A 19,072-nucleotide genomic window follows, 5' to 3' on the forward strand; every position below is an offset into this window, starting at 1 on the left:
CGATGAGTGCAGTGTCCGCAGCGTCTTCGGGAACCACCGACACCGCCCGGTACCGCGAGTTCAAGATGCCCGACGTGGGCGAGGGGCTCACCGAGGCCGAGATTCTGAAGTGGTACGTGCAGCCTGGCGACACCGTGACCGACGGTCAGGTGGTGTGCGAGGTGGAGACGGCGAAGGCGGCCGTCGAACTTCCCATTCCGTTCGACGGGTCGGTGCACGAGCTGCGCTTCCCCGAGGGGACGACGGTCGACGTCGGCCAGGTGATCATCACCGTGGACGTCGCGCCGGGTTCCGGGGATGCGCCCGCGGCAGAGGCCGAGCCCGCTGCTGCTGCTGCCGCCGCTGACGATGACGAAGAGCCGCAGGGCCGGCAGCCGGTGCTGGTCGGCTACGGGGTGGCGCAGAGTTCCACGAAGCGCCGGCCGCGTAAGGCTGCCGGGGCGGCGGAAGTCCCAGCTCCGGCGGAAGCTCCGGCTCCGGCGGTGAACGGTCACGGGGCCGCCCAGAGCCCGGCGGGTTCGGCGGCCGCCTCGGGCGCCCGCGCGCTCGCGAAGCCGCCGGTACGCAAGCTGGCCAAGGACCTCGGCGTCGATCTGGCGAGCGTTGTACCGACCGGTGACGGCGGGATCGTCACCCGGGACGACGTGCACGCGGCCGCGGCGGCAGTCGCGCCGGCCACGGAACCGGTGCCCGAGCCCGCGCCGGTCCGGGCCGCGCAGCCCGCGGCAGAGGCGGACGCCCGCGAGACCCGTGTCCCGGTCAAGGGCGTACGGAAGGCGACCGCGCAGGCCATGGTCGACTCGGCGTTCAGCGCGCCGCACGTCACCGAGTTCGTCACGGTCGACGTGACACGGACGATGAAGCTGGTCGAGGAGCTCAAGGGCGACAAGGACCTGGCGGGACTGCGGGTCAACCCGCTGCTGCTGATCGCCAAGGCCCTGCTGGTCGCCATCAAGCGGAATCCCGAGGTGAACGCGGCCTGGGACGAGGCGAACCAGGAGATCGTCCACAAGCACTACGTGAACCTCGGGATCGCGGCGGCCACTCCGCGCGGCCTGCTCGTGCCGAACATCAAGGACGCGCACGCGCTGACGCTGCCGCAGCTCGCCGGGGAGTTGGGCGAGTTGATCGCGACGGCCCGTGACGGGAAGACGTCACCGGCCGCGATGCAGAACGGCACGGTCACGATCACCAATGTGGGGGTGTTCGGCGTCGACACCGGCACACCGATCCTCAACCCCGGTGAGTCCGCGATCCTCGCGGTCGGCGCGATCAAGCCGCAGCCCTGGGTCCACAAGGGCAAGGTGAAGCCCCGTCAGGTGACCACGCTCGCGCTGTCCTTCGACCACCGGCTGGTCGACGGCGAGCTGGGCTCGAAGGTGCTCGCCGATGTGGCGGCGGTGCTCGAGCGCCCGAAGCGGCTCATCACCTGGGCCTGACCGGAAGCGTCCGGGTCGTCCTCCACCTCGGGGGGCGACCTGGCGGCGATGTCGGCTCAGTGGCGGCCGTTCGGTACGTCGGGCGGCCGTTCCGTACGTCGGGCGGCCGGTTTCCACTTCAGGCGGCGGCCGGTCCGTACGTCAGGTGGGCGACGCCGTTGTCGATCGCCTCGCTGCCGAGCAGCGTCAGCGTGGTGCCCGGGCCGTCCTCCGGGAACAGTCGCGGGCCGGTGCCGAGTGCCACCGGGTAGACCAGCAGGTGCAGTTCGTCCACCAGGCCGTCGGCGAGCAGGGCGCGGACCAGGGTGCCGCTGCCGCTGATGTAGATGTCGCCGTCCTGGCTCTCCTTGAACTCGCGGATCGCGTCCGCGTCGTAGGCGCCGAGTACCTGCGAGTGCTGCCACACCGACTCGGCGTCCTCGAGGGTGGCGGAGACCACGTACTTCTGGGTGTCGTTGAAGAACGGTGCGCCCGGGTCGTCGTCCACGGTGCGGCCGGACCAGGCCGGCGCGAACTCCTCGAACGTCGTACGGCCGAGCAGGATCGACGTACAGGACTTCATGAAGCGGCCGATGGACTCACCGAGCGCGGGCGTGAACTCGTAGTCCATGGTCCACATCGGTGCACCGATGACGCCGTCGATGGTGGTGAACTCGTGGACCTTGATCTTCCCCATGGCGGGAACTCCTTGTGTCGTCGATCGGGTGCGGTGCGGTGCGGTGCGGGTGCTGTGCGTCGTGTCTTGACGGGTAGACGGTCGGCGGCCGCGGTTCTCATCGGTCGCGGCGGGCCGGGTCGGCGGTGTTGCGTACCTCACATCGGCGGCGCCGGGATCCCGGAGGACGGGGCGGCGGCGCCCGGGGCGGTGGTTCTCGTCGTGGACACGTCGTACGGGTCCGGTGGCAAGCTGAGAGTGTGGGGAGGTCGCATCGCCCCGTCCGATACGGATCCGCACGCGACTCCCTGACCGTTCCCCTTCCGAGGTCGTACACGCTCATGCCTGCCGCCACGCCCTACTGGGTTCTCCTGGCCGTCTTCTCCGGCGCCCTGATCTCCCTGCAAGCCCGGATCAACGGGGAGCTCGCCACGGCCGTCGGCGACGGCTCGAGTGCCGCCGTCATCTCCTTCGGGTCCGGGCTGCTCGTGCTGCTGATCGGGCTCGCCGTGCTGCGCGGGCCGCGGGCCGGCCTCGGCCGGGTGCTGCGTGATGTGCGCGGCGGGCGGCTCAACTGGTGGCAGCTGCTCGGAGGCTTCGGCGGTGGCGCGTTCGTGCTGTCGCAGGGGATCACCGTGGAGGCGCTCGGCGTCGCCCTGTTCACGGTCGCGGTGGTGGCCGGGCAGGTCAGCGGGGGGTTGCTCTTCGACCGGGTGGGGCTCGGGCCCGCCGGTCCGCAGCGGCCGACCCGGCGCCGGGTGCTCGGCGCCGTCCTGGTCCTGGTCGCGGTGGGCCTTTCGATGGCGGACAAGCTGGCCGGGCAGTTCCCGTACTGGATGCTGCTGTTGCCGCTGGCGGCCGGGCTGTGCGTGAGCTGGCAGCAGGCGGTGAACGGCCATGTGCGGATCTCGGCGGATTCCGGTTACACGGCGACGTTCCTCAACTTCCTGACCGGGACGGCCGCGCTCACCGTGGTCGCCGCGGTGTACGCGCTGGCGTCGGGGATGCCGGGCGAGCTGCCGTCCCAGCCGTATCTGTACCTCGGCGGTCTTGTCGGCATCGTGTTCATCTCGATCGCCGTGGTGAGTGTGCAGCGGCTCGGCGTGCTGGTGCTCGGTCTGTGCACGATCACCGGGCAGTTGGTCGGCTCGCTCTGCCTCGACCTGTTCCTGCCGCACGGTTCCGCGGACGTCACCGTCGCGACCGTGGTCGGCGTGGTGGTCGCGCTCGGCGCGGTGGTGCTCGCGGCGGCGGCCGGTGCGCGTCCGGGGCGGGTGGTCGCCTCGTCGAACGGGTCCGTGGTCGGCGCTTCGGACACCGCGGACCAGGTGTCCGCCGAGCGCGACAAAACCCGATAAGGCGCGACGAAGCGGAAGGCACTGTCCCGTATCGCGGACGGGTTCCCTGTTGCACCCTTGTTGTATCTAAGCTGTGCGCATGCCACCCGCTCCAGCGCCCGCGACCCCCTCCGACGCCGCCTCTCCCGCCGCCGCGCAGCAGTCCCCGAAGCGGTCCGCCGCGCAGCCGCCGGCGGGACAGCAGCCCGCCGCGGCCAAGCAGCCGCCTGCCGCCGAGCGCGTCTACCAGCATGTGAAGCAGGGCGTACTGGACCGCCGCTACGAGGGCGGCACCCTCCTCACCGAGGGTGAGCTGGCCACCGATGTCGGGGTCTCCCGCACCCCGGTGCGCGAGGCACTCCTGAAGCTGGAGGTCGAGGGCCTCCTCAAGCTGTATCCGAAGAAGGGCGCCCTGGTTCTGCCGGTGTCGGCGCAGGAGATCGCGGACGTGGTGGAGACCCGGATGCTGGTCGAGGAGCACGCTGCCCGCAAGGCGCTGCCCGCCACCCCGCAGCTCATCGCCCGCCTCGAGGAACTCCTCGAGCAGCAGCGGGAGCAGGCGGCCGCCGGCGACCTGCAGGGTGCGGCCGTCACCGACCGCTGCTTCCACGCCGAGATCGTCCGCAGCGGCGGCAACGCCATCTTGTCCCGGCTCTACGACCAGCTGCGCGACCGCCAGTTGAGGATGGGCGTCGCCTTCCTCCACTCGCACCCCGACCGCGTCGCGAAGACCCTCGTCGAGCACGAGGAGATCCTCGAGGCGCTGCGCACCGGCGACGCCGACGCAGCCGTCGGCACGGTGCACCGGCACGTCGAGCGCATCTCGCAGCTGGCCCGGGGCGAGGTCCGATGACCTCGCCCGCCACCCTGCCCGGCGATCCGCCCGGCGGCCGCAGAGCCGTCGCCATCTGGTCCGTCGGCGTCTCCGTCTACTTCGTGGCGGTGATCTTCCGGACCTCGCTCGGCGTCGCCGGCCTCGACGCCGCCGACCGCTTCGAGGTCAACGCCTCGGCCCTGTCCACGTTCTCGATCCTCCAGCTGCTCGTCTACGCGAGCATGCAGATACCCGTCGGGCTGCTCGTCGACCGCTTCGGCACCAAGAAGATCCTCAGCCTCGGCGCCATGCTCTTCACTCTCGGCCAGCTCAGCTTCGCGCTCTCGCCCAGCTACGGGATGGCCCTGGCCGCGCGTGCACTGCTCGGCTGCGGCGACGCGATGACGTTCATCAGCGTGCTGCGGCTCGGCAACCGCTGGTTCCCGGCCCGCCGCAGCCCGCTCGTCGCACAGCTGGCCGGCCTCGTCGGAATGGGCGGCAACCTGGTCTCCACGCTGGTCCTGTCCCGGCTCCTCGACGGGATCGGCTGGACGGGCGCGTTCGTCGGCAGCTCACTGTTCGGGGTGTTGGTGCTCGCCCTCACGCTGTTGTTCCTCAAGGACCACCCGGAGGGCCACGGAGAGCCGGCAGCGCGGCCGGCCTCGCGCGGCGCACGCTTCGTGCGCGCCCAGATCGCGCAGGCCTGGCGGGAACCCGGGACGAGGATGGGCCTGTGGGTGCACTTCACCACGCAGTTCCCGATGATGGTGTTCACCCTGCTGTGGGGGATGCCGTTCCTCGTCGAAGCGCAGGGTCTCTCCCGGGCCACCGCGGGGGAACTGCTCACGCTCACCGTCCTGTCGAGCATGACCATCGGTCTCGTCTACGGACAGATCATCGCCCGGCACCACCGGGCCCGCGCGCCACTGGCCCTCGGCACCATCGGCGCGACCGGCCTGCTGTGGGCCTGCACGCTCGGTTTCCCCGGTGACCGTGCCCCGATGTGGCTGCTCATCACGCTCTGCGCGGTACTCGGCGCCTGCGGCCCCGCCTCGATGATCGGCTTCGACTTCGCCCGTCCGGCCAACCCGCCGGAACGTCAGGGCACCGCGTCCGGCATCGTCAACATGGGTGGTTTCACGGCCTCGATGACCATGCTGCTCGCCGTCGGCGTCCTGCTCGACCTCACCGGCGACAACTACCGCATCGCCTTCTCCTCGATCTTCGTCCTGGAGGCGGTCGGCATCGCCCAGATCCTGCGGCTACGGCTGCACGCCGACCGCAGGGAGCGCGAACGCCTGGTCGCGAGCCGGGTCGAGGCGGTCCACGTACCGGCATGAGCGACGCCCGGGCCCCGCGCGGCCCGGGCTCGGCCGGCTCACGCCGACCGCAGGCGCACGTACGGGCTCACGGCGTGATGGTGAACCGCTCCAGGATCGCCTGCGCCAGCTCCTGATCGCCCTCGGCCTTGATCCGGTCACCGACCGAACCGAGCCTGACCCGCCCGCAGGCCAGCTTGAAGAACGTCTCCCAGTCCGTGCTGATGGTCGCCGCGGGCCCGAGCGACGGAGCGCCGTCGATCGTCCCGTGCCCGTCGGCGTCGATCCGCACCGTCCGCAGGAACTCGACGGGCCCGTGTACGTCGAACACCACGGCCGAACTGGCGGGCGCGGCAGCCCGCTTGGCGACCACCTTGGGCAGATGGGTCAGCACCTCGTCCCGGGCCACCAGCGCTCCGGGCGAGTCCAGGTTGCCCGGCTTGTCGAGCGTCACCCGCAGGTCCTGCTCGTGCACCCACACGTCGAACGCCCGCTTACGGGTGGCGGCTTCGAGGGTCTCCTCGGTACCGAGCGGTCCGCGCACCATCGTCTGCGGATCCCGCGCCTCGTTCCGCAGCTGCCGCGAGCGGCGGATGATCGTGTACTCCAGCTCGGAGGTCATCTCCGGCGCGGTGTGGTGCCGGCGGACGTCGACCTGCATCTCCATGTACCGCTGGATCTCGTTCTGTACGTGGTAGAGGTCGCGCGGCAGGGTGTGGATCGGCCGGGGATCGCCGAGCATCTCGCAGTCGAGGCCTATGACATGGGAGACGAGATCGCGCACCGACCAGCCGGGGCACGGCGTCGCCCAGTTCCACTCACCCTCCGCGAGCGGCGTCACCAGCTCGGATATCGCGGTGACTGAGTGGGTCCAGGCATCGGCATAGGTCTGAAGGCTGGGATGGACGGTCACGGGACCCCTCGGACGGTTTCGGATGCGCGGGCAGAACGGCACTGCGGGCGGTACGGGGGACCGGGGGGGACCCCCGGAAAGGCACAGTACGCTGACCCAAGTACCCGTTGCAGTGGTTTCGTGTGACGATCGTAGGCCGTAGCCACGACTCGAATACCAGGACGGTGGTAGTGTGCGCGCCTCTCTCCTCCAGATCGCCGCAGACCCTGAGGAATCGGTCAATTCCCGTCGGCAGCGGGTGGCTTCACTGGTCCGTGAGCAGGGGGGCGCCGACCTCGTCGTGCTGCCGGAGCTGTGGACGACGGGGGCCTTCGCCTACGACCTCTTCGCCGCCGAGGCGGAGGAACTGACCGGCCCCACCTACGAGTCGATGTCCGAGGCCGCGCGCGACGCCCGGGTCTGGCTCTACGCGGGTTCGGTCGTCGAGCGGGCCGCGGACGCCTCCGGCGAGGAGCGGCTGTACAACACCACGCTCCTCCTCGACCCCGACGGCACCCTCGTCCGCACGTACCGCAAGATCCACCGCTTCGGCTTCGACAAGGGCGAGGCCGTTCTCATGGGTGCCGGCACCGAACCGGCCACCGCCGCCCTGCCGGACACCACGATCGGCCTCGCCACCTGCTACGACCTGCGCTTCCCGGAGCTCTTCCGGCACCTCGTCGATGCCGGCGCCGAGACCCTGGTGGTCGCCGCCGGCTGGCCGGAGCGCCGTCGCGCGCACTGGACGCTGCTGGCCCAGGCCCGCGCGGTGGAGAACCAGTCGTACGTTCTGGCCTGCGGCAGCGCCGGCACCCATGCGGGGATCGAGCAGGCCGGGCACAGCATCGCCGTCGACCCGTGGGGCGAGGTGCTCGCCGAGGCGGGTGCCGGCGAGGAGGTGCTCACCGTCGAGTTCGATCCGGCGAAGGTGGCGAAGACCCGCGAGCAGTTCCCGGCCCTCAAGGACCGGCGGCTCGGCCTCGACACACCGGATCTGTCCGACTTCCCGCCCCGTACGGGGAGTTGAGCCCTCCTCTACCGAGGGTGTCTCAGCCGTCGCCCTCCCGTTCCTTCTCCGCGAGGCGGATCACGCAGACCGCGAGGGCGATGAGCAGGGCCGGGTCGGCGTCGTCGCGCACCACCTCGACGCCGTAGGTGTCCCGGACGCGCAGCCAGCGCCGGGAGATGTGCGCGAGCATCTCGCCGTCGTACTCGATCACGAACTCGCGGTCGAGGATCCGGCCGCTCACGTCCAGCTCCGTGCCGTCGACCAGCTGCACCCGGAAGTGGTTGCGGAGCAGGGACAGGCGTTTGCGCCGCACCTTGGCGAGCTGCTCGTCGCCGCGTTCGATGATCATGGTGTCGCGCAGTGACATCAGCTTCTGCCGGATGTCGATCAGGACGTTCCCGTCCCGGTCCTTGAGCTCGAAGGTCTCGCGGACGCGCATGGCCTTGCCGTCGACGAGGAAGACCTTGTTGCCGTGCTCGTCCTCGATCCAATAGTCGTCGCCGATGCCGAAGATCCGGTCTCGTACCAGGAATTTCATGGGGAATGCGTACCCCGTTCGCGCCGTTGGACCGTGACATGGCGACACGTGCACGCGTTCGGGCTCCCGAACTGGTCGGCCGAGGCGGCTGGCTGAACACAGGCGGACAGCAATACAACCTCGCTGACCTGCGAGGACGTATCACGATCATTGATTTTTGGACTTTTTGCTGCATCAACTGTCTGCATGTACTCGACGAGCTCCGTGAACTCGAGGAGAAGCACCGGGACACCGTGGTGATCATCGGTGTCCATTCGCCGAAGTTCGTGCACGAGGCCGAGCATCAGGCCGTCGTCGATGCCGTCGAGCGCTACGGCGTCGCGCATCCCGTACTCGACGACCCCGACCTCACGACCTGGAAGCAGTACGCGGTACGGGCCTGGCCCACGCTCGTGGTGATCGACCCCGAGGGGTACATCGTCGCCCAGCACGCCGGCGAGGGGCATGCCCACGCCATCGAGAAGCTGGTCGAGGAGCTGGAGGCGGAGCACGCGGCCAAGGGCACCCTGCGCCGCGGTGACGGCCCGTACGTGCCACCCGAGCCGGTCGCCACCGATCTGCGTTTCCCGGGGAAGGCGCTGCGGCTCGACTCGGGGAACTTCCTGGTCTCCGACTCGACGCGGCATCAGCTGGTCGAGCTCGAGGCGGACGGCGAGAGCGTGGTGCGCCGCGTGGGCAGTGGCCGGCGCGGCTTCGGCCCCGAGGAGTTCAACGAACCGCAGGGCCTCGCGCTGCTCCCCGAGGAAGCCGGCCCGCTCGCCGGCCGGGTGCTCGTCGCGGACACGGTCAACCACGCCCTGCGGACGTACGACCCGGCGACCGGCGCGATCGAGACGGTGGCCGGTACCGGGCGCCAGTGGTGGCAGGGCTCCCCGACCTCGGGCCCGGCGCTCGAGGTGGACCTTTCCTCGCCCTGGGACGTCGCCTGGTTCGACGGTCTGCTGTGGGTCGCGATGGCCGGTGTCCACCAGTTGTGGACGTACGACCCGGCGACCGGGACGGTGGCCGTCGCGGCGGGCACCACCAACGAGGGCCTGGTCGACGGCCCCGCGGACGAGGCCTGGTTCGCCCAGCCGTCCGGGCTCGCGGCGACCGCGGAGCGGCTGTGGATCGCCGACTCCGAGACCTCGGCGCTGCGCTGGATCGACCCGGCCACCGGGGACGGATCCCGGTCCGTGCACACGGCGGTCGGCAGCGGACTCTTCGACTTCGGCCACCGGGACGGGGACGCGGGCCAGGCCCTGCTCCAGCACCCGCTCGGGGTCACCGCCCTGCCGGACGGCTCGGTCGCGGTCAGTGACACCTACAACCACGCTCTGCGCCGCTTCGATCCGGCGACGGGTCAGGTCAGCACCCTGGCCACCGATCTGCGTGAGCCCTCGGACGCGGTACTCGCCGGCAGCGACATCGTGGTCGTCGAATCGGCCCGGCACCGGTTGACCCGGCTGCGGCTGCCGGAGGAGGCGGTACGCGTCGAGGCGGTCGCTCACCGCACCAGGCGGGACGCGACCGAGGTGGCGCCGGGCGAGCTGCGGCTCGACGTGGTCTTCCAGGCGCCGGCGGGGCAGAAGCTCGACACCCGCTACGGTCCCTCGACCCGGCTCCTGGTCTCGGCCACGCCGGCCGAGCTGCTCGCGGACGGCTCGGGCGCGGGAACCGATCTGTCGCGCGGACTGCGCCTGAACCCCGAGATCGCCGAGGGGGTGCTGCACGTGTCGGCGATGGCGGCCTCCTGCGACGACGAGGAGGCGGGCGCCGAGTACGCGGCCTGCCACGTGCACCAGCAGGACTGGGGCGTTCCGCTACGCGTCACCGAGGGCGCGCAGACGCGGCTCGGCCTGGTACTCGCCGGGCTCGACGCATGACGTGAGCCCGGCGGGCGGACGGCGGCGGGGTCAGCCGAGGGCGTCCTCGGCGGTCGGCTGCCAGGGCGTGACGGTCGGTTCGTAGATGAACAGGTCGTCCACGGCGAGGCGGCGCGGCTTGCCGAAGTCGGTCGTGGATCCGTCGCTGCCCACGGACTTGACCAGGTCGACGGCGACGTGGTCGGCGTTCGGGCGGCCGTCGTCCTGCTGGTCGGCGGGGCTGGTGCGCAGGCCGGCGTAGACGGAGTCCCCCGGCTTCACGGTGAACTTGGTCGGGTGGCTGCCGTCGGTGAGGCCCTGGGCGGTGCCGTCGAGGTCGGGGCCGAAGCTGACGGTCGGGTGGATGAGGACGGTGCAGCTGCGCTCGCCGGTGTTCGTCAGGGTGATCAGCTGGTGGTTCACCGGGCGGGGCGCGGGTGCGATGCTCAGGTCCGTCGTGGCGTTGGTGCACACCGGGGCCGTACGGGAGGCCGGGGCCGCCGTGGTTTCGGAGGTGGGGCCGGAGCCTGCGGACGCGAATCCGGCGAGGCCGAGGCCGAGTGCGGTGGTGGCGGCTGCCGTGAGGACGGCGCGCCTGCGGAACGTGGACATCTTCTACCCCCGTGGGGACGTGGTCGGCGCACTCCTGCCGGGCCGGCGCCCGGCCGGTGTGCGGGACGGCTGTGGTGCCGTCTCTGTTTCCAGACGCCCCCGGAGCCCGCCCAGTTCCATCCGACTTGCCCGCCAAAAAGGGGAATTGTCGGATGAGCGCGGGGTCGGCGGGGCTCGGATCGGCGTGGCTCTGCCCTGCCGGGCGGCCCTGGGTTCCGCTGGTGGGTCAGTCCGCCGGGACGCCGAACCAGCGCAGCAGTACCGGGCGGGAGCCTTCCGGTGCGTCCTCGGGTCCGTGGGCGTAGCGGGCGAGCAGGACGAGGTACTCGTCGTGGAAGGCGTCCAACTGCTCCTTGGTGAGATGGCTCAGGCCCCTGGAGCCGCGCATCCATCCCTCGGAGCCCGCCTGCTCCGCGTCGAACCGGCGGGCGAGCTGTATGTCCTCCTCCGTCCGGAGCCGGTCGAGCTCGCGTCCGACGGCCCGCTCCCCCTCTGTCATCTCCTCCTGCGGCGGCCTTCGGATGTCGAGTCCGCGCACGCCGCGCCACCAGCGCTCGCGTCCGCCGGAACGCTCGGGGATGTCCTCGATGAGTCCCCCGCGCTCGAGCATGCGCAGGTGGTAGCTGAGCGTCCCGGTGTTCTCCCCCAGGTCGGCCGCCAGGGTCGTCGAGGTGGCGGGGCCGCGGGTGCCGAGGTGGCGCAGTATCCGCAGGCGCAGGGGGTGGGCCATGGCCTTGAGCGCCTCGGGGCTGTCCACCGTGCGGTGCCCCTCGGCGGGTGGGTCCTGGTCTGCGGAGTGCGGGTCGTCCGTCATGGGTCCAGCGTAGCCGATGACAGATTTTTCTCTGCAGGTATTTCTCTGCAGAGAAAAATCTGTAATGCTGGACGGCAGGAAGCGAACGAGAACGGGAATCGACAGTGACCGGCTGTACGGGGAGCGAGGGGGCGGCAGTGAGGGATGCGCGGCAGTCGAAGAGCAGGAGCGCGGATGCGAGGAGGTGGGTCGTCCTGCGGCGCCGGATCGGCAGTGTGGTGGCCGGGGCCTTGATGGTGGTCGTGGCCGGTGCGGCCGGTCCCGCGCAGGCGCGGGACGCGGAAGGCGCGGAGCGGGTACCGGAGTTCGACTTCGGTGCCTGCCCGGCCAGGGCCGAGCTCCCTGCGGACGCGGATCCCGGGACGTGGCGGTGCGAAGCCATGGAGGCCACCGGCCACTTGAAAGTCGGCGGTGTGGACGAGCCGATCGACCGCCCGATCCGGATCACCTTCGCCGAGGGCCGGGTGGACGGTGCGTTCCGCCAGGTCTTCGGGGACATGACGGCCGAGCCGATCCGGGTGGGCGGATCGCCTCTCACCCTCACTCCGCAGTACGGCGGTTACTCGGACTTCGAGTCGGACGACGTCCGGCGCGGTGAGCTGGACCTGACGTTCGCGGTGGGCCTGCGCGGGGTGCCGGGCGGCGGGCACGCGTGCGCGGTGGGCAGCGACCGGGACGCGGTCCACCTGGTGCTCCAGGACACCGATCCCACGCGGGTGATCTCCGAGGAGCCGCTCGTGGTCGCCTTCGGCGCCGAGGACCGGCGGTTCGCCGTTCCGTGTACGAGTGGCTGCGGGCCACTCGGCAGGGTGCTGGACCACCGGCTCGACTTGCCGTCTCCGGTGGGCGACAACCGCATATCCCTGGACGCGGTGGTGGGAATCCGGCCCTACGAGTGACCGGGCCGGGCGGCGCCGCACACAGCGGCGGTCCCGAGGCAAGTGCCCCGGGACCGCCGGGAGTTGTGGACCAGGGGCCCGAAGCCGGGTGCGTGCGGGCCGGCCGGCAGCGGCTCTGGGGTCCTTGACCCGGTCAGCTCTCCAGGAAGGAGGCGAGGGCGTTGGCCAGGAGTACGGGGTCCTCGGCGCCGCACATCTCGCGGGCGCTGTGCATCGACAGGATCGCGACGCCGATGTCGACGGTCTTGATGCCGTGCCGGGCAGCGGTGATCGGGCCGATCGTGGTGCCGCAGGGCATGGCGTTGTTGGAGACGAACGACTGGAAGTTCACCCCGGCCCGCTCGCAGGCGGCGGCGAACACGGCTCGTCCCGAACCGTCCGTGGCGTAGCGGTTGTTGACGTTGACCTTGAGGATCGGCCCGCCGTTGATCCGGGGGTGGTGGGTCGGGTCGTGGCGCTCCGCGTAGTTGGGGTGCACGGCGTGGCCGGTGTCGGAGGACAGGCAGACCGTTCCCGCGAAGGCGCGTGCGCGGTCCTCGTAGGAGCCGCCGCGGGCGAAGACGGAGCGCTCCAGGACACCGCCGAGGAGCGGGCCGTCGGCGCCGGTGTCGGACTGCGAGCCGTTCTCCTCGTGGTCGAAGGCCGCGAGGACGGGGATGAAGTCGAGCGAGTCGCTCGCCGTGGCCGCGAGGGCGGCGGTACCGGCGTGCAGGGAGAGGAGGTTGTCCATCCGGGGGCCGGCGACGAACTCGTGGTCGCGGCCGAGGTAGGCGGGGGCTTCCACCGAGTGGGTCATCAGGTCCCAGCCGGTGACCTCGCCGGCGGCGAGCCCGAGTTCCTGCTCGAGGAACCGGATCAGGTCGCCCTCGTGGGCGTCGCCGAGGCCCCAGACGGGCTGCAGGTGCCGCTGCTTGTCCAGCTTGAGACCGTCGGTGTGCACGCTGCGGTCCAGGTGGATGGCGAGCTGCGGTACGCGGAGCAGGGGGCGGTCCACGTTCACCAGGCGGGTGGTGCCGTCGCGCAGGGTGAGGCGGCCGGACAGGCCCAGGTCGCGGTCGAGCCAGGAGTTGAGCAGCGGTCCGCCGTAGATCTCGACGGCGACCTGACGCCAGCCGTGCGAGCCGCTGTCCGGGATCGGCTTGACCCGCAGGTTGGGGGAGTCGGTGTGCGCACCCACGATCTTGAAGGGCGTGTGGGCGGCGGCCCCCTCGGGCACGTACCAGGCGATCAGAGCGCCGCCCCGCAGCACGTACTTGCCGCCCGTCGACGTGTCCCAGGGATCGGTTTCCGCGATCTCCTTGAAGCCGGCCTTCTCGAGCCGCGCGGCTGCGTTCGCCACCGCGTGGTACGGGGACGGGCTCGCGGCCAGGAAGGACATCAGGTCGTCGGTGTGTCCGCGGTCGAAGCGGGCGTGCGGTCTGTTCATGCGTTCACTGTATCGATGGGTACGGGCCCGCCTCCCGGTACGGACAAGCGGGCCCGCACGGGGCTGAGCAGACGGCAGTTCGCAGGCAGGGCCTGGCGGCGGGGTGGTTACAGCAGCTCGCCGTCGCTGGCGACGACATGGCCCGCGTGCACGACGATGTCCCGCTGCGGCATGTCCACCACGACCTGCGGGATGCCCTGGGCGCGCAGCAGGACGAAGTCCGCCGGGTCGCCCTTCTTGAACTCGGAGCGGCCGATGCCGAGCAGGTCGGCGCCGCCGTGGGCGCCCACCTCGTAAGCGTCGGTCAGTTCCTGGTCGAGCCGGATGTCGGTGACCCAGCCGAGGATGTGGGTGCGGTGCAGCATGTCCGCGTTGCCGAACGGGCTCCAGGAGTCGCGCACGCCGTCCGAGCCGAGGCCGACGCCGACACCGTGCTCGTGCAGCTGCGCGATGGGCAGGACCAGTGACTCGTTCGGCGCGACGGTCGTCACGGTGATGTCCAGGTCGCCCAACTTTGCCGCGGTCCGGGCGAGTTCGGACTCGGAGAGGTTGGTGAGGCAGAAGGCGTGGCTGACGTTGACCTTGCCGCGCAGGCCGAGGGCCCGGGTGCGGTCGATGATGGCGTCGAGGACCTTGGTGCCGTTCTCGTCCCGGTCGTGCAGGTGGATGTCCACGCCGATGCCGTGCCGGTCGGCGAGACCGAAGACCAGGTCCAGCTGTTCGTCGAGGGCGTTGTCGAAGCTGATCGGGTCGAGGCCGCCGATGAAGTCGACGTAGCCGGTACGGGCCGCTTCCTCCAGGAGCTCCGCGGTGCCGGGTGCCTTGGCCACACCGTGCTGCGGGAAGGCCACGATCTCCACGTCGAGGGCGTGCCCCAGGCGCTCGGCGGCCCGGTGGACGCCTTCGACGCCGGCCAGACCGTAGGCGGGGGCGACGTCCGCGTGGGCGCGCATGGCCCGGGTGCCGCGGGTGACGGCGTGGGCCATCAGGCCGTGGGCCCGTTCGGCGATACCGCGGTCCTGGCTCTCGAAGAGCTCGACGTCCTGCTTGATGTAGTCGGCGATGCCGGAGGCCGGCTTGCGGGACACCCAGTCGCCGCCCCAGCTCGTCTTGTCCGGGTGGATGTGGGCGTCCACCAGGGAGGGCAGGGCGACGCGTCCGCCACCGTCGACGACCTTGGCGCCGGCGGGCACGGGCCCGTCGGCGATACGGCCGTCGACGGTGAGCAGGTCCACGGGATCGGCGGCGCCGAAGGGGCGGACGTTGCGGTAGGCGACGGCCTTGGCGCCGCGGGTGTCGCGGTCGGCGCCCGGCGAGGTCGGCGTACGGCCCTCGGGGGCGGTGGCGGCACTGGCCGCGGTCGCGGACACGGCGGCGGTGCCGGCGAGCGCGGCAGCGCCCGCGATCACACCGCGCCGGGACATCCGGCGGGACGGGGGCTGGGGGGACTCGTCACTCACGGAGGGCTCCTGGGATGGGGGGAGGAGTTCGCTCATTTTGTATCCCAAAATTAAACCTCCCGACAAGCGCATGTAGTGCAGTCCTGCAGCTAATTCTACCCGATCAGAGAATTCCAGGTGCTCCAGGCGTGACGTTCGTCATTTTTGGTATACGAAAATCAAGACTGTTCGGGAACACAAAAGACCCCCGCAGCAGGCCGCCGCGGGGGTCCGGGTGGGGAAGGGCTCAGAAGGCCGCTTCGTCCAGCTCCATGAGGTCCAGGTCGACGCCCTCGGCGAGCGAACGCTGGACGCCGACGCCGGGCAGGATGTTGGCGGCGAAGAACTTCGCGGCCGCGATCTTGCCGGTGTAGAACGCCTTGTCCTTGGCGGAGGCGCCGGCCAGCTTCTCGGCGGCGACGGCGGCACCGCGAAGGAGCAGGTAGCCGACGACGACGTCGCCGGAGGCGAGCAGCAGCCGGGTGGAGTTCAGGCCGACCTTGTAGATCGACTTCACGTCCTTCTCGGTGGCCGCGAGGTCCGTCAGCATGGTGCCGACGATCGCCTCCAGGTCCACGGCGGCCTTGGACAGCGCCTCACGGGCGTCCGAGAGGTCCTCGCCGCCGGTGTTCACGGCCAGGAACTTCTTGATGTCCTCGGCCAGCGAGTTCAGCGCGGCGCCCTGGTTGCGGACGATCTTCCGGAAGAAGAAGTCCTGGCCCTGGATCGCCGTGGTGCCCTCGTAGAGCGTGTCGATCTTGGCGTCCCGGATGTACTGCTCGATCGGGTACTCCTGCAGGAAGCCGGAGCCGCCGAAGGTCTGCAGCGACTGCGCGAGCTGCTCGTAGCCCTTCTCGGAGCCGTAGCCCTTGACGATCGGCAGCAGCAGGTCGTTGAGGGCCTCGAGCTGCGCGGTGTCCTCGCCCTCGGCCTCCTTGAGTGCGATCTCGTCCTGGACCGAAGCGGTGTGCAGGACCAGGGCGCGCATGCCCTCCGCGTACGCCTTCTGCGTGATGAGCGAGCGGCGCACGTCGGGGTGGTGCGTGATGGTGACCTTCGGCGCGGACTTGTCCATGAACTGCGCGAGGTCGGAGCCCTGGACGCGCTCCTTGGCGTACTCGAGGGCGTTGAGGTAGCCCGTCGAGAGAGTGGAGATCGCCTTCGTGCCGACCATCATGCGGGCGAACTCGATGATGCGGAACATCTGGCGGATGCCGTCGTGCTTGTCGCCGATCAGCCAGCCGACAGCGGGCTGGTCCGGCTTGTCGCCGAAGGTCATCTCGCAGGTGTTGGAGGCCTTGAGGCCCATCTTGTGCTCGACGTTGGTGGCGTAGACGCCGTTGCGAGCGCCGAGCTCACCGGTCTCGAAGTCGAAGTGGTACTTCGGGACCAGGAAGAGGGAGAGGCCCTTGGTGCCGGGGCCGGCGCCTTCCGGACGGGCGAGGACGTAGTGGAGGATGTTCTCCTCCATGTCGTGCTCACCCGAGGTGATGAAGCGCTTCACGCCCTCGATGTGCCAGGAGCCGTCCGCCTGCTCGACGGCCTTGGCGCGGCCGGCGCCGACGTCCGAGCCGGCGTCCGGCTCGGTGAGGACCATGGTGGAGCCCCAGGTCTTCTCCACGGCGATCTCGGCGATCTTCTTCTGGACCTCGTTGCCCTCCTCGAAGAGGATGCGGGCGAACGCGGGGCCGGAGGAGTACATCCAGACCGCCGGGTTCGCGCCCAGGACCAGCTCGGCGTACGCCCAGATCAGGGACGGCGGGGCGGTGGTGCCGCCGATCTCCTCGGGCAGGCCGAGCCGCCAGTACTCGGCGTCCATGAACGCCTTGTAGCTCTTCTTGAAGGACTCGGGCACCGGCGCGGTGTTGGTCTCCGGGTCGAAGACCGGCGGGTTGCGGTCGGCGTCGGCGAACGACTCCGCCAGCTCGTTCTCGGCGAGGCGGGTCAGTTCGGAAAGGACGCTCTTCGCGGTGTCGGTGTCCATCTCCGCGAACGGTCCGCTGCCGTACAGCTTGTCGCGACCGAGCACCTCGAAGAGGTTGAACTCGATGTCGCGGAGGTTCGACTTGTAGTGCCCCATGGCGACGGCTCCAAAAGACTTTAAGAAGAGGCAAGGCCCACGTTCACGTACCAGGTAGTAGCTATGATGATGCTACCCGTCGGTAATAAGAGCAACCCCTAACCCCACATCTGTGATCTGTCTCCCCTCGCGGGAGAAGCCCGGCCCTTTCGCTCGCGCTGTGCGGAGCTTGGGGGAAGGGGACGGGAACGGCCCCTGCACTCAGTAGTCTTGGCCACATGTACGGCTACGACCAGAACACGGGCCCCCAGCAGGGTTACGGCTCGCCCCAGCCTCCGCCCCAGCAGGCGCCCGGCGGGTACGGCCAGCAGGCGCCGCTGTACCCCGAGCCGTCGCAGCCCTCGCTGGCCGATGCCGTGCGGGCGTTCACCACGGGTTCGCTCGCCGCCGAGGACTTCCAGCAGATCTTCGCCGCCTCCAAGGTCTACTGCCCGCGCGGCGAGAACCCGGGCTTCCTCGCGCTGCACAACACCCAGCAGCCGGTCATCCCGATGTTCACCTCGCTCAAGGAGCTGCGCTCCTATGCGGGCAAGGACTCCAAGTACTTCGTGATCACCGGTGCGGAGGTGATCGACCTGCTGCCCACCGGGTACGGCTTCGTGCTCGACATGGAGGGTGAGCACCGCATGGTCTTCGACGCCAAGGCCGTGGAGCAGATGGTCGACTTCGCGATGCGGCGTATGTACGGGTGACGGTGCCACGGCGGTCGTGAGGCGGGTCCGGGACGCCCGGGAGGAATTCCTCCCGGGCGTTCGTCGTTCGTGGTGGCAAGAAGTTCTACGTTCAACTAAACTCGGATCACGAGGAGGTACCGACCATGCCTGCAGTAACCGTTGAGAACCCGCTGACCCTGCCCCGCGTCGCGGCGCACCAGGACGCCGTCGCCCGTCCGGTGCTCGCCGTCTCCACCGCGCCCAGCGGTTTCGAGGGTGAGGGCTTCCCCGTGCGCCGCGCCTTCGCCGGCATCAACTACCAGCACCTCGACCCGTTCATCATGATGGACCAGATGGGTGAGGTGGACTACGCGGCGGGCGAGCCGAAGGGCACCCCCTGGCACCCGCACCGCGGCTTCGAGACGGTGACGTACCTGATCGACGGCACCTTCGTGCACCAGGACTCCAACGGTGGCGGCGGCACGATCCAGAACGGCGACACCCAGTGGATGACCGCCGGGTCCGGCCTACTGCACATCGAGGCACCGCCGGAGTCCCTGGTGATGTCCGGCGGCCTCTTCCACGGACTGCAGCTGTGGGTGAACCTGCCGAAGGCCGACAAGATGATGGACCCGCGCTACCAGGACATCCGGGGCGGCCAGGTCCAGCTGCTCACCTCCCACGACGGAGGCGCGCTGCTGCGGGTCATCGCCGGAGAGCTCGACGGCCACGAGGGCCCGGGCATCACGCACACCCCGATCACCATGGTGCACGCGACGGTCCGGCCCGGTGCCGAGGTCACCCTGCCCTGGCGCGAGGACTTCAACGGCCTGGCGTACGTCCTGGCCGGGCGCGGCACGGTCGGGTCCGAGCGGCGGCCGGTGCACCTCGGCCAGACCGCGGTCTTCGGCGCGGGGACGTCCCTGACGGTGCGGGCCGACGAGAAGCAGGACAGTCACACGCCGGACCTCGAGGTCGTGCTGCTCGGCGGCCGCCCGATCCGGGAACCGATGGCGCACTACGGTCCGTTCGTGATGAATACGCGCGAGGAACTGCAGCAGGCCTTCGAGGACTTCCAGAAGGGCCGGCTCGGCACGGTCCCGGCCGTGCACGGGATGTAGCCCCCCGGGCTGCGTCCCCCACCGACAGCCGGGGTGCCCCATTTCCCCCGAGGGGCATCCCGGCTTTCTCCTGTCCGTCCGAGCAGCGCCGTCGGCCCACGAGCGCCGTCGGCCCACGACCACCCGTCACCCGCCCGGACAGCGTGAGCACGACGTGGACGGGCGGCCGTGGTCGGCTGGT

Annotated in this window: 17 protein-coding genes; 9 read left to right on the forward strand and 8 right to left on the reverse strand. The window is 70.5% G+C overall.

The window, feature by feature from the left end; translation table 11 throughout:
- Window positions 1–2: 2 nt before the first annotated feature.
- Complete coding sequence (locus DSC45_RS28990) at window positions 3–1,439, forward strand: dihydrolipoamide acetyltransferase family protein (protein ID WP_119295018.1); 1,437 nt, start codon at window positions 3–5, stop codon at window positions 1,437–1,439.
- 118 nt (window positions 1,440–1,557) lie between these two features.
- Here the strand turns inward: DSC45_RS28990 and DSC45_RS28995 are convergent, their stop codons facing one another.
- Window positions 1,558–2,115 (reverse strand): dihydrofolate reductase family protein, encoded by a 558-nt coding sequence (locus DSC45_RS28995; RefSeq protein WP_119294944.1) that lies wholly within the window; start codon window positions 2,113–2,115, stop codon window positions 1,558–1,560.
- Between the two features lie 320 nt (window positions 2,116–2,435).
- Here DSC45_RS28995 and DSC45_RS29000 point away from each other — a divergent pair, with 320 nt between their 5' ends.
- From DSC45_RS29000 to DSC45_RS29010, 3 genes are all read left to right on the forward strand, one after another.
- Window positions 2,436–3,452 (forward strand): DMT family transporter, encoded by a 1,017-nt coding sequence (locus DSC45_RS29000; protein ID WP_119294945.1) that lies wholly within the window; start codon window positions 2,436–2,438, stop codon window positions 3,450–3,452.
- Between the two features lie 79 nt (window positions 3,453–3,531).
- Window positions 3,532–4,284, forward strand: a complete 753-nt coding sequence (locus tag DSC45_RS29005; protein ID WP_119295019.1) for a GntR family transcriptional regulator — start codon at window positions 3,532–3,534, stop codon at window positions 4,282–4,284.
- Window positions 4,281–5,585, forward strand: coding sequence for an MFS transporter (locus DSC45_RS29010; protein ID WP_119294946.1), 1,305 nt, complete (start codon window positions 4,281–4,283; stop codon window positions 5,583–5,585). Before DSC45_RS29005 ends, DSC45_RS29010 begins: the two co-directional genes overlap by 4 nt.
- A 67-nt stretch (window positions 5,586–5,652) precedes the next feature.
- Here DSC45_RS29010 and DSC45_RS29015 read toward each other — a convergent pair whose 3' ends face one another.
- Window positions 5,653–6,477: a maleylpyruvate isomerase family mycothiol-dependent enzyme gene (locus DSC45_RS29015; protein WP_119294947.1), complete on the reverse strand. Its 825-nt coding sequence runs from the start codon at window positions 6,475–6,477 to the stop codon at window positions 5,653–5,655.
- Window positions 6,478–6,649: 172 nt separating this feature from the next.
- On the opposite strand from DSC45_RS29015, the gene DSC45_RS29020 reads away from it, so the two are divergent.
- On the forward strand, window positions 6,650–7,483 hold the full coding sequence (locus DSC45_RS29020) for a carbon-nitrogen family hydrolase (protein WP_119294948.1): 834 nt from the start codon (window positions 6,650–6,652) through the stop codon (window positions 7,481–7,483).
- A 22-nt stretch (window positions 7,484–7,505) separates the two neighbouring features.
- Here the strand turns inward: DSC45_RS29020 and DSC45_RS29025 are convergent, their stop codons facing one another.
- Entirely contained in the window at window positions 7,506–8,003 is a 498-nt protein-coding gene (locus DSC45_RS29025) for an LURP-one-related/scramblase family protein (RefSeq protein WP_119294949.1), read from the reverse strand.
- A gap of 38 nt (window positions 8,004–8,041) precedes the next feature.
- On the opposite strand from DSC45_RS29025, the gene DSC45_RS29030 reads away from it, so the two are divergent.
- Complete coding sequence (locus DSC45_RS29030) at window positions 8,042–9,868, forward strand: NHL domain-containing thioredoxin family protein (RefSeq protein WP_119295020.1); 1,827 nt, start codon at window positions 8,042–8,044, stop codon at window positions 9,866–9,868.
- Window positions 9,869–9,898: 30 nt separating this feature from the next.
- Here DSC45_RS29030 and DSC45_RS29035 read toward each other — a convergent pair whose 3' ends face one another.
- The gene (locus tag DSC45_RS29035; RefSeq protein ID WP_119294950.1) at window positions 9,899–10,459 is read right to left on the reverse strand and encodes a DUF4232 domain-containing protein; all 561 of its coding nucleotides are present in this window, start codon (window positions 10,457–10,459) and stop codon (window positions 9,899–9,901) included.
- A 226-nt stretch (window positions 10,460–10,685) separates the two neighbouring features.
- Window positions 10,686–11,273 carry an ArsR/SmtB family transcription factor gene (locus DSC45_RS29040; RefSeq protein ID WP_119294951.1) on the reverse strand — a complete coding sequence of 196 codons (588 nt, stop codon included), beginning with the start codon at window positions 11,271–11,273 and terminating at the stop codon, window positions 10,686–10,688.
- Between the two features lie 137 nt (window positions 11,274–11,410).
- Here DSC45_RS29040 and DSC45_RS29045 point away from each other — a divergent pair, with 137 nt between their 5' ends.
- Window positions 11,411–12,172, forward strand: coding sequence for a hypothetical protein (locus tag DSC45_RS29045; RefSeq protein ID WP_240434900.1), 762 nt, complete (start codon window positions 11,411–11,413; stop codon window positions 12,170–12,172).
- 133 nt (window positions 12,173–12,305) lie between these two features.
- On the opposite strand, the gene DSC45_RS29050 is transcribed toward DSC45_RS29045, so the two are convergent.
- The 3 genes from DSC45_RS29050 to DSC45_RS29060 form a co-directional block, all read right to left on the reverse strand.
- Window positions 12,306–13,598: a M18 family aminopeptidase gene (locus tag DSC45_RS29050; protein ID WP_119294952.1), complete on the reverse strand. Its 1,293-nt coding sequence runs from the start codon at window positions 13,596–13,598 to the stop codon at window positions 12,306–12,308.
- Between the two features lie 107 nt (window positions 13,599–13,705).
- Window positions 13,706–15,022, reverse strand: coding sequence for an amidohydrolase (locus DSC45_RS29055; protein WP_119294953.1), 1,317 nt, complete (start codon window positions 15,020–15,022; stop codon window positions 13,706–13,708).
- 262 nt (window positions 15,023–15,284) lie between these two features.
- Window positions 15,285–17,117 carry an acyl-CoA dehydrogenase gene (locus tag DSC45_RS29060; RefSeq protein WP_119294954.1) on the reverse strand — a complete coding sequence of 611 codons (1,833 nt, stop codon included), beginning with the start codon at window positions 17,115–17,117 and terminating at the stop codon, window positions 15,285–15,287.
- 218 nt (window positions 17,118–17,335) lie between these two features.
- Here DSC45_RS29060 and DSC45_RS29065 point away from each other — a divergent pair, with 218 nt between their 5' ends.
- Both DSC45_RS29065 and DSC45_RS29070 read left to right on the forward strand, forming a co-directional pair.
- A complete protein-coding gene (locus tag DSC45_RS29065) occupies window positions 17,336–17,809 on the forward strand; it encodes an SseB family protein (RefSeq protein WP_119294955.1) in 474 nt (157 codons plus the stop codon).
- Window positions 17,810–17,934: 125 nt separating this feature from the next.
- Complete coding sequence (locus DSC45_RS29070) at window positions 17,935–18,891, forward strand: pirin family protein (protein WP_119294956.1); 957 nt, start codon at window positions 17,935–17,937, stop codon at window positions 18,889–18,891.
- The last annotated feature ends 181 nt before the right edge of the window (window positions 18,892–19,072 follow it).

Source organism: Streptomyces sp. YIM 130001 (genome assembly GCF_003574445.1).
In the GTDB taxonomy this organism is placed as follows: domain Bacteria; phylum Actinomycetota; class Actinomycetes; order Streptomycetales; family Streptomycetaceae; genus Streptomyces.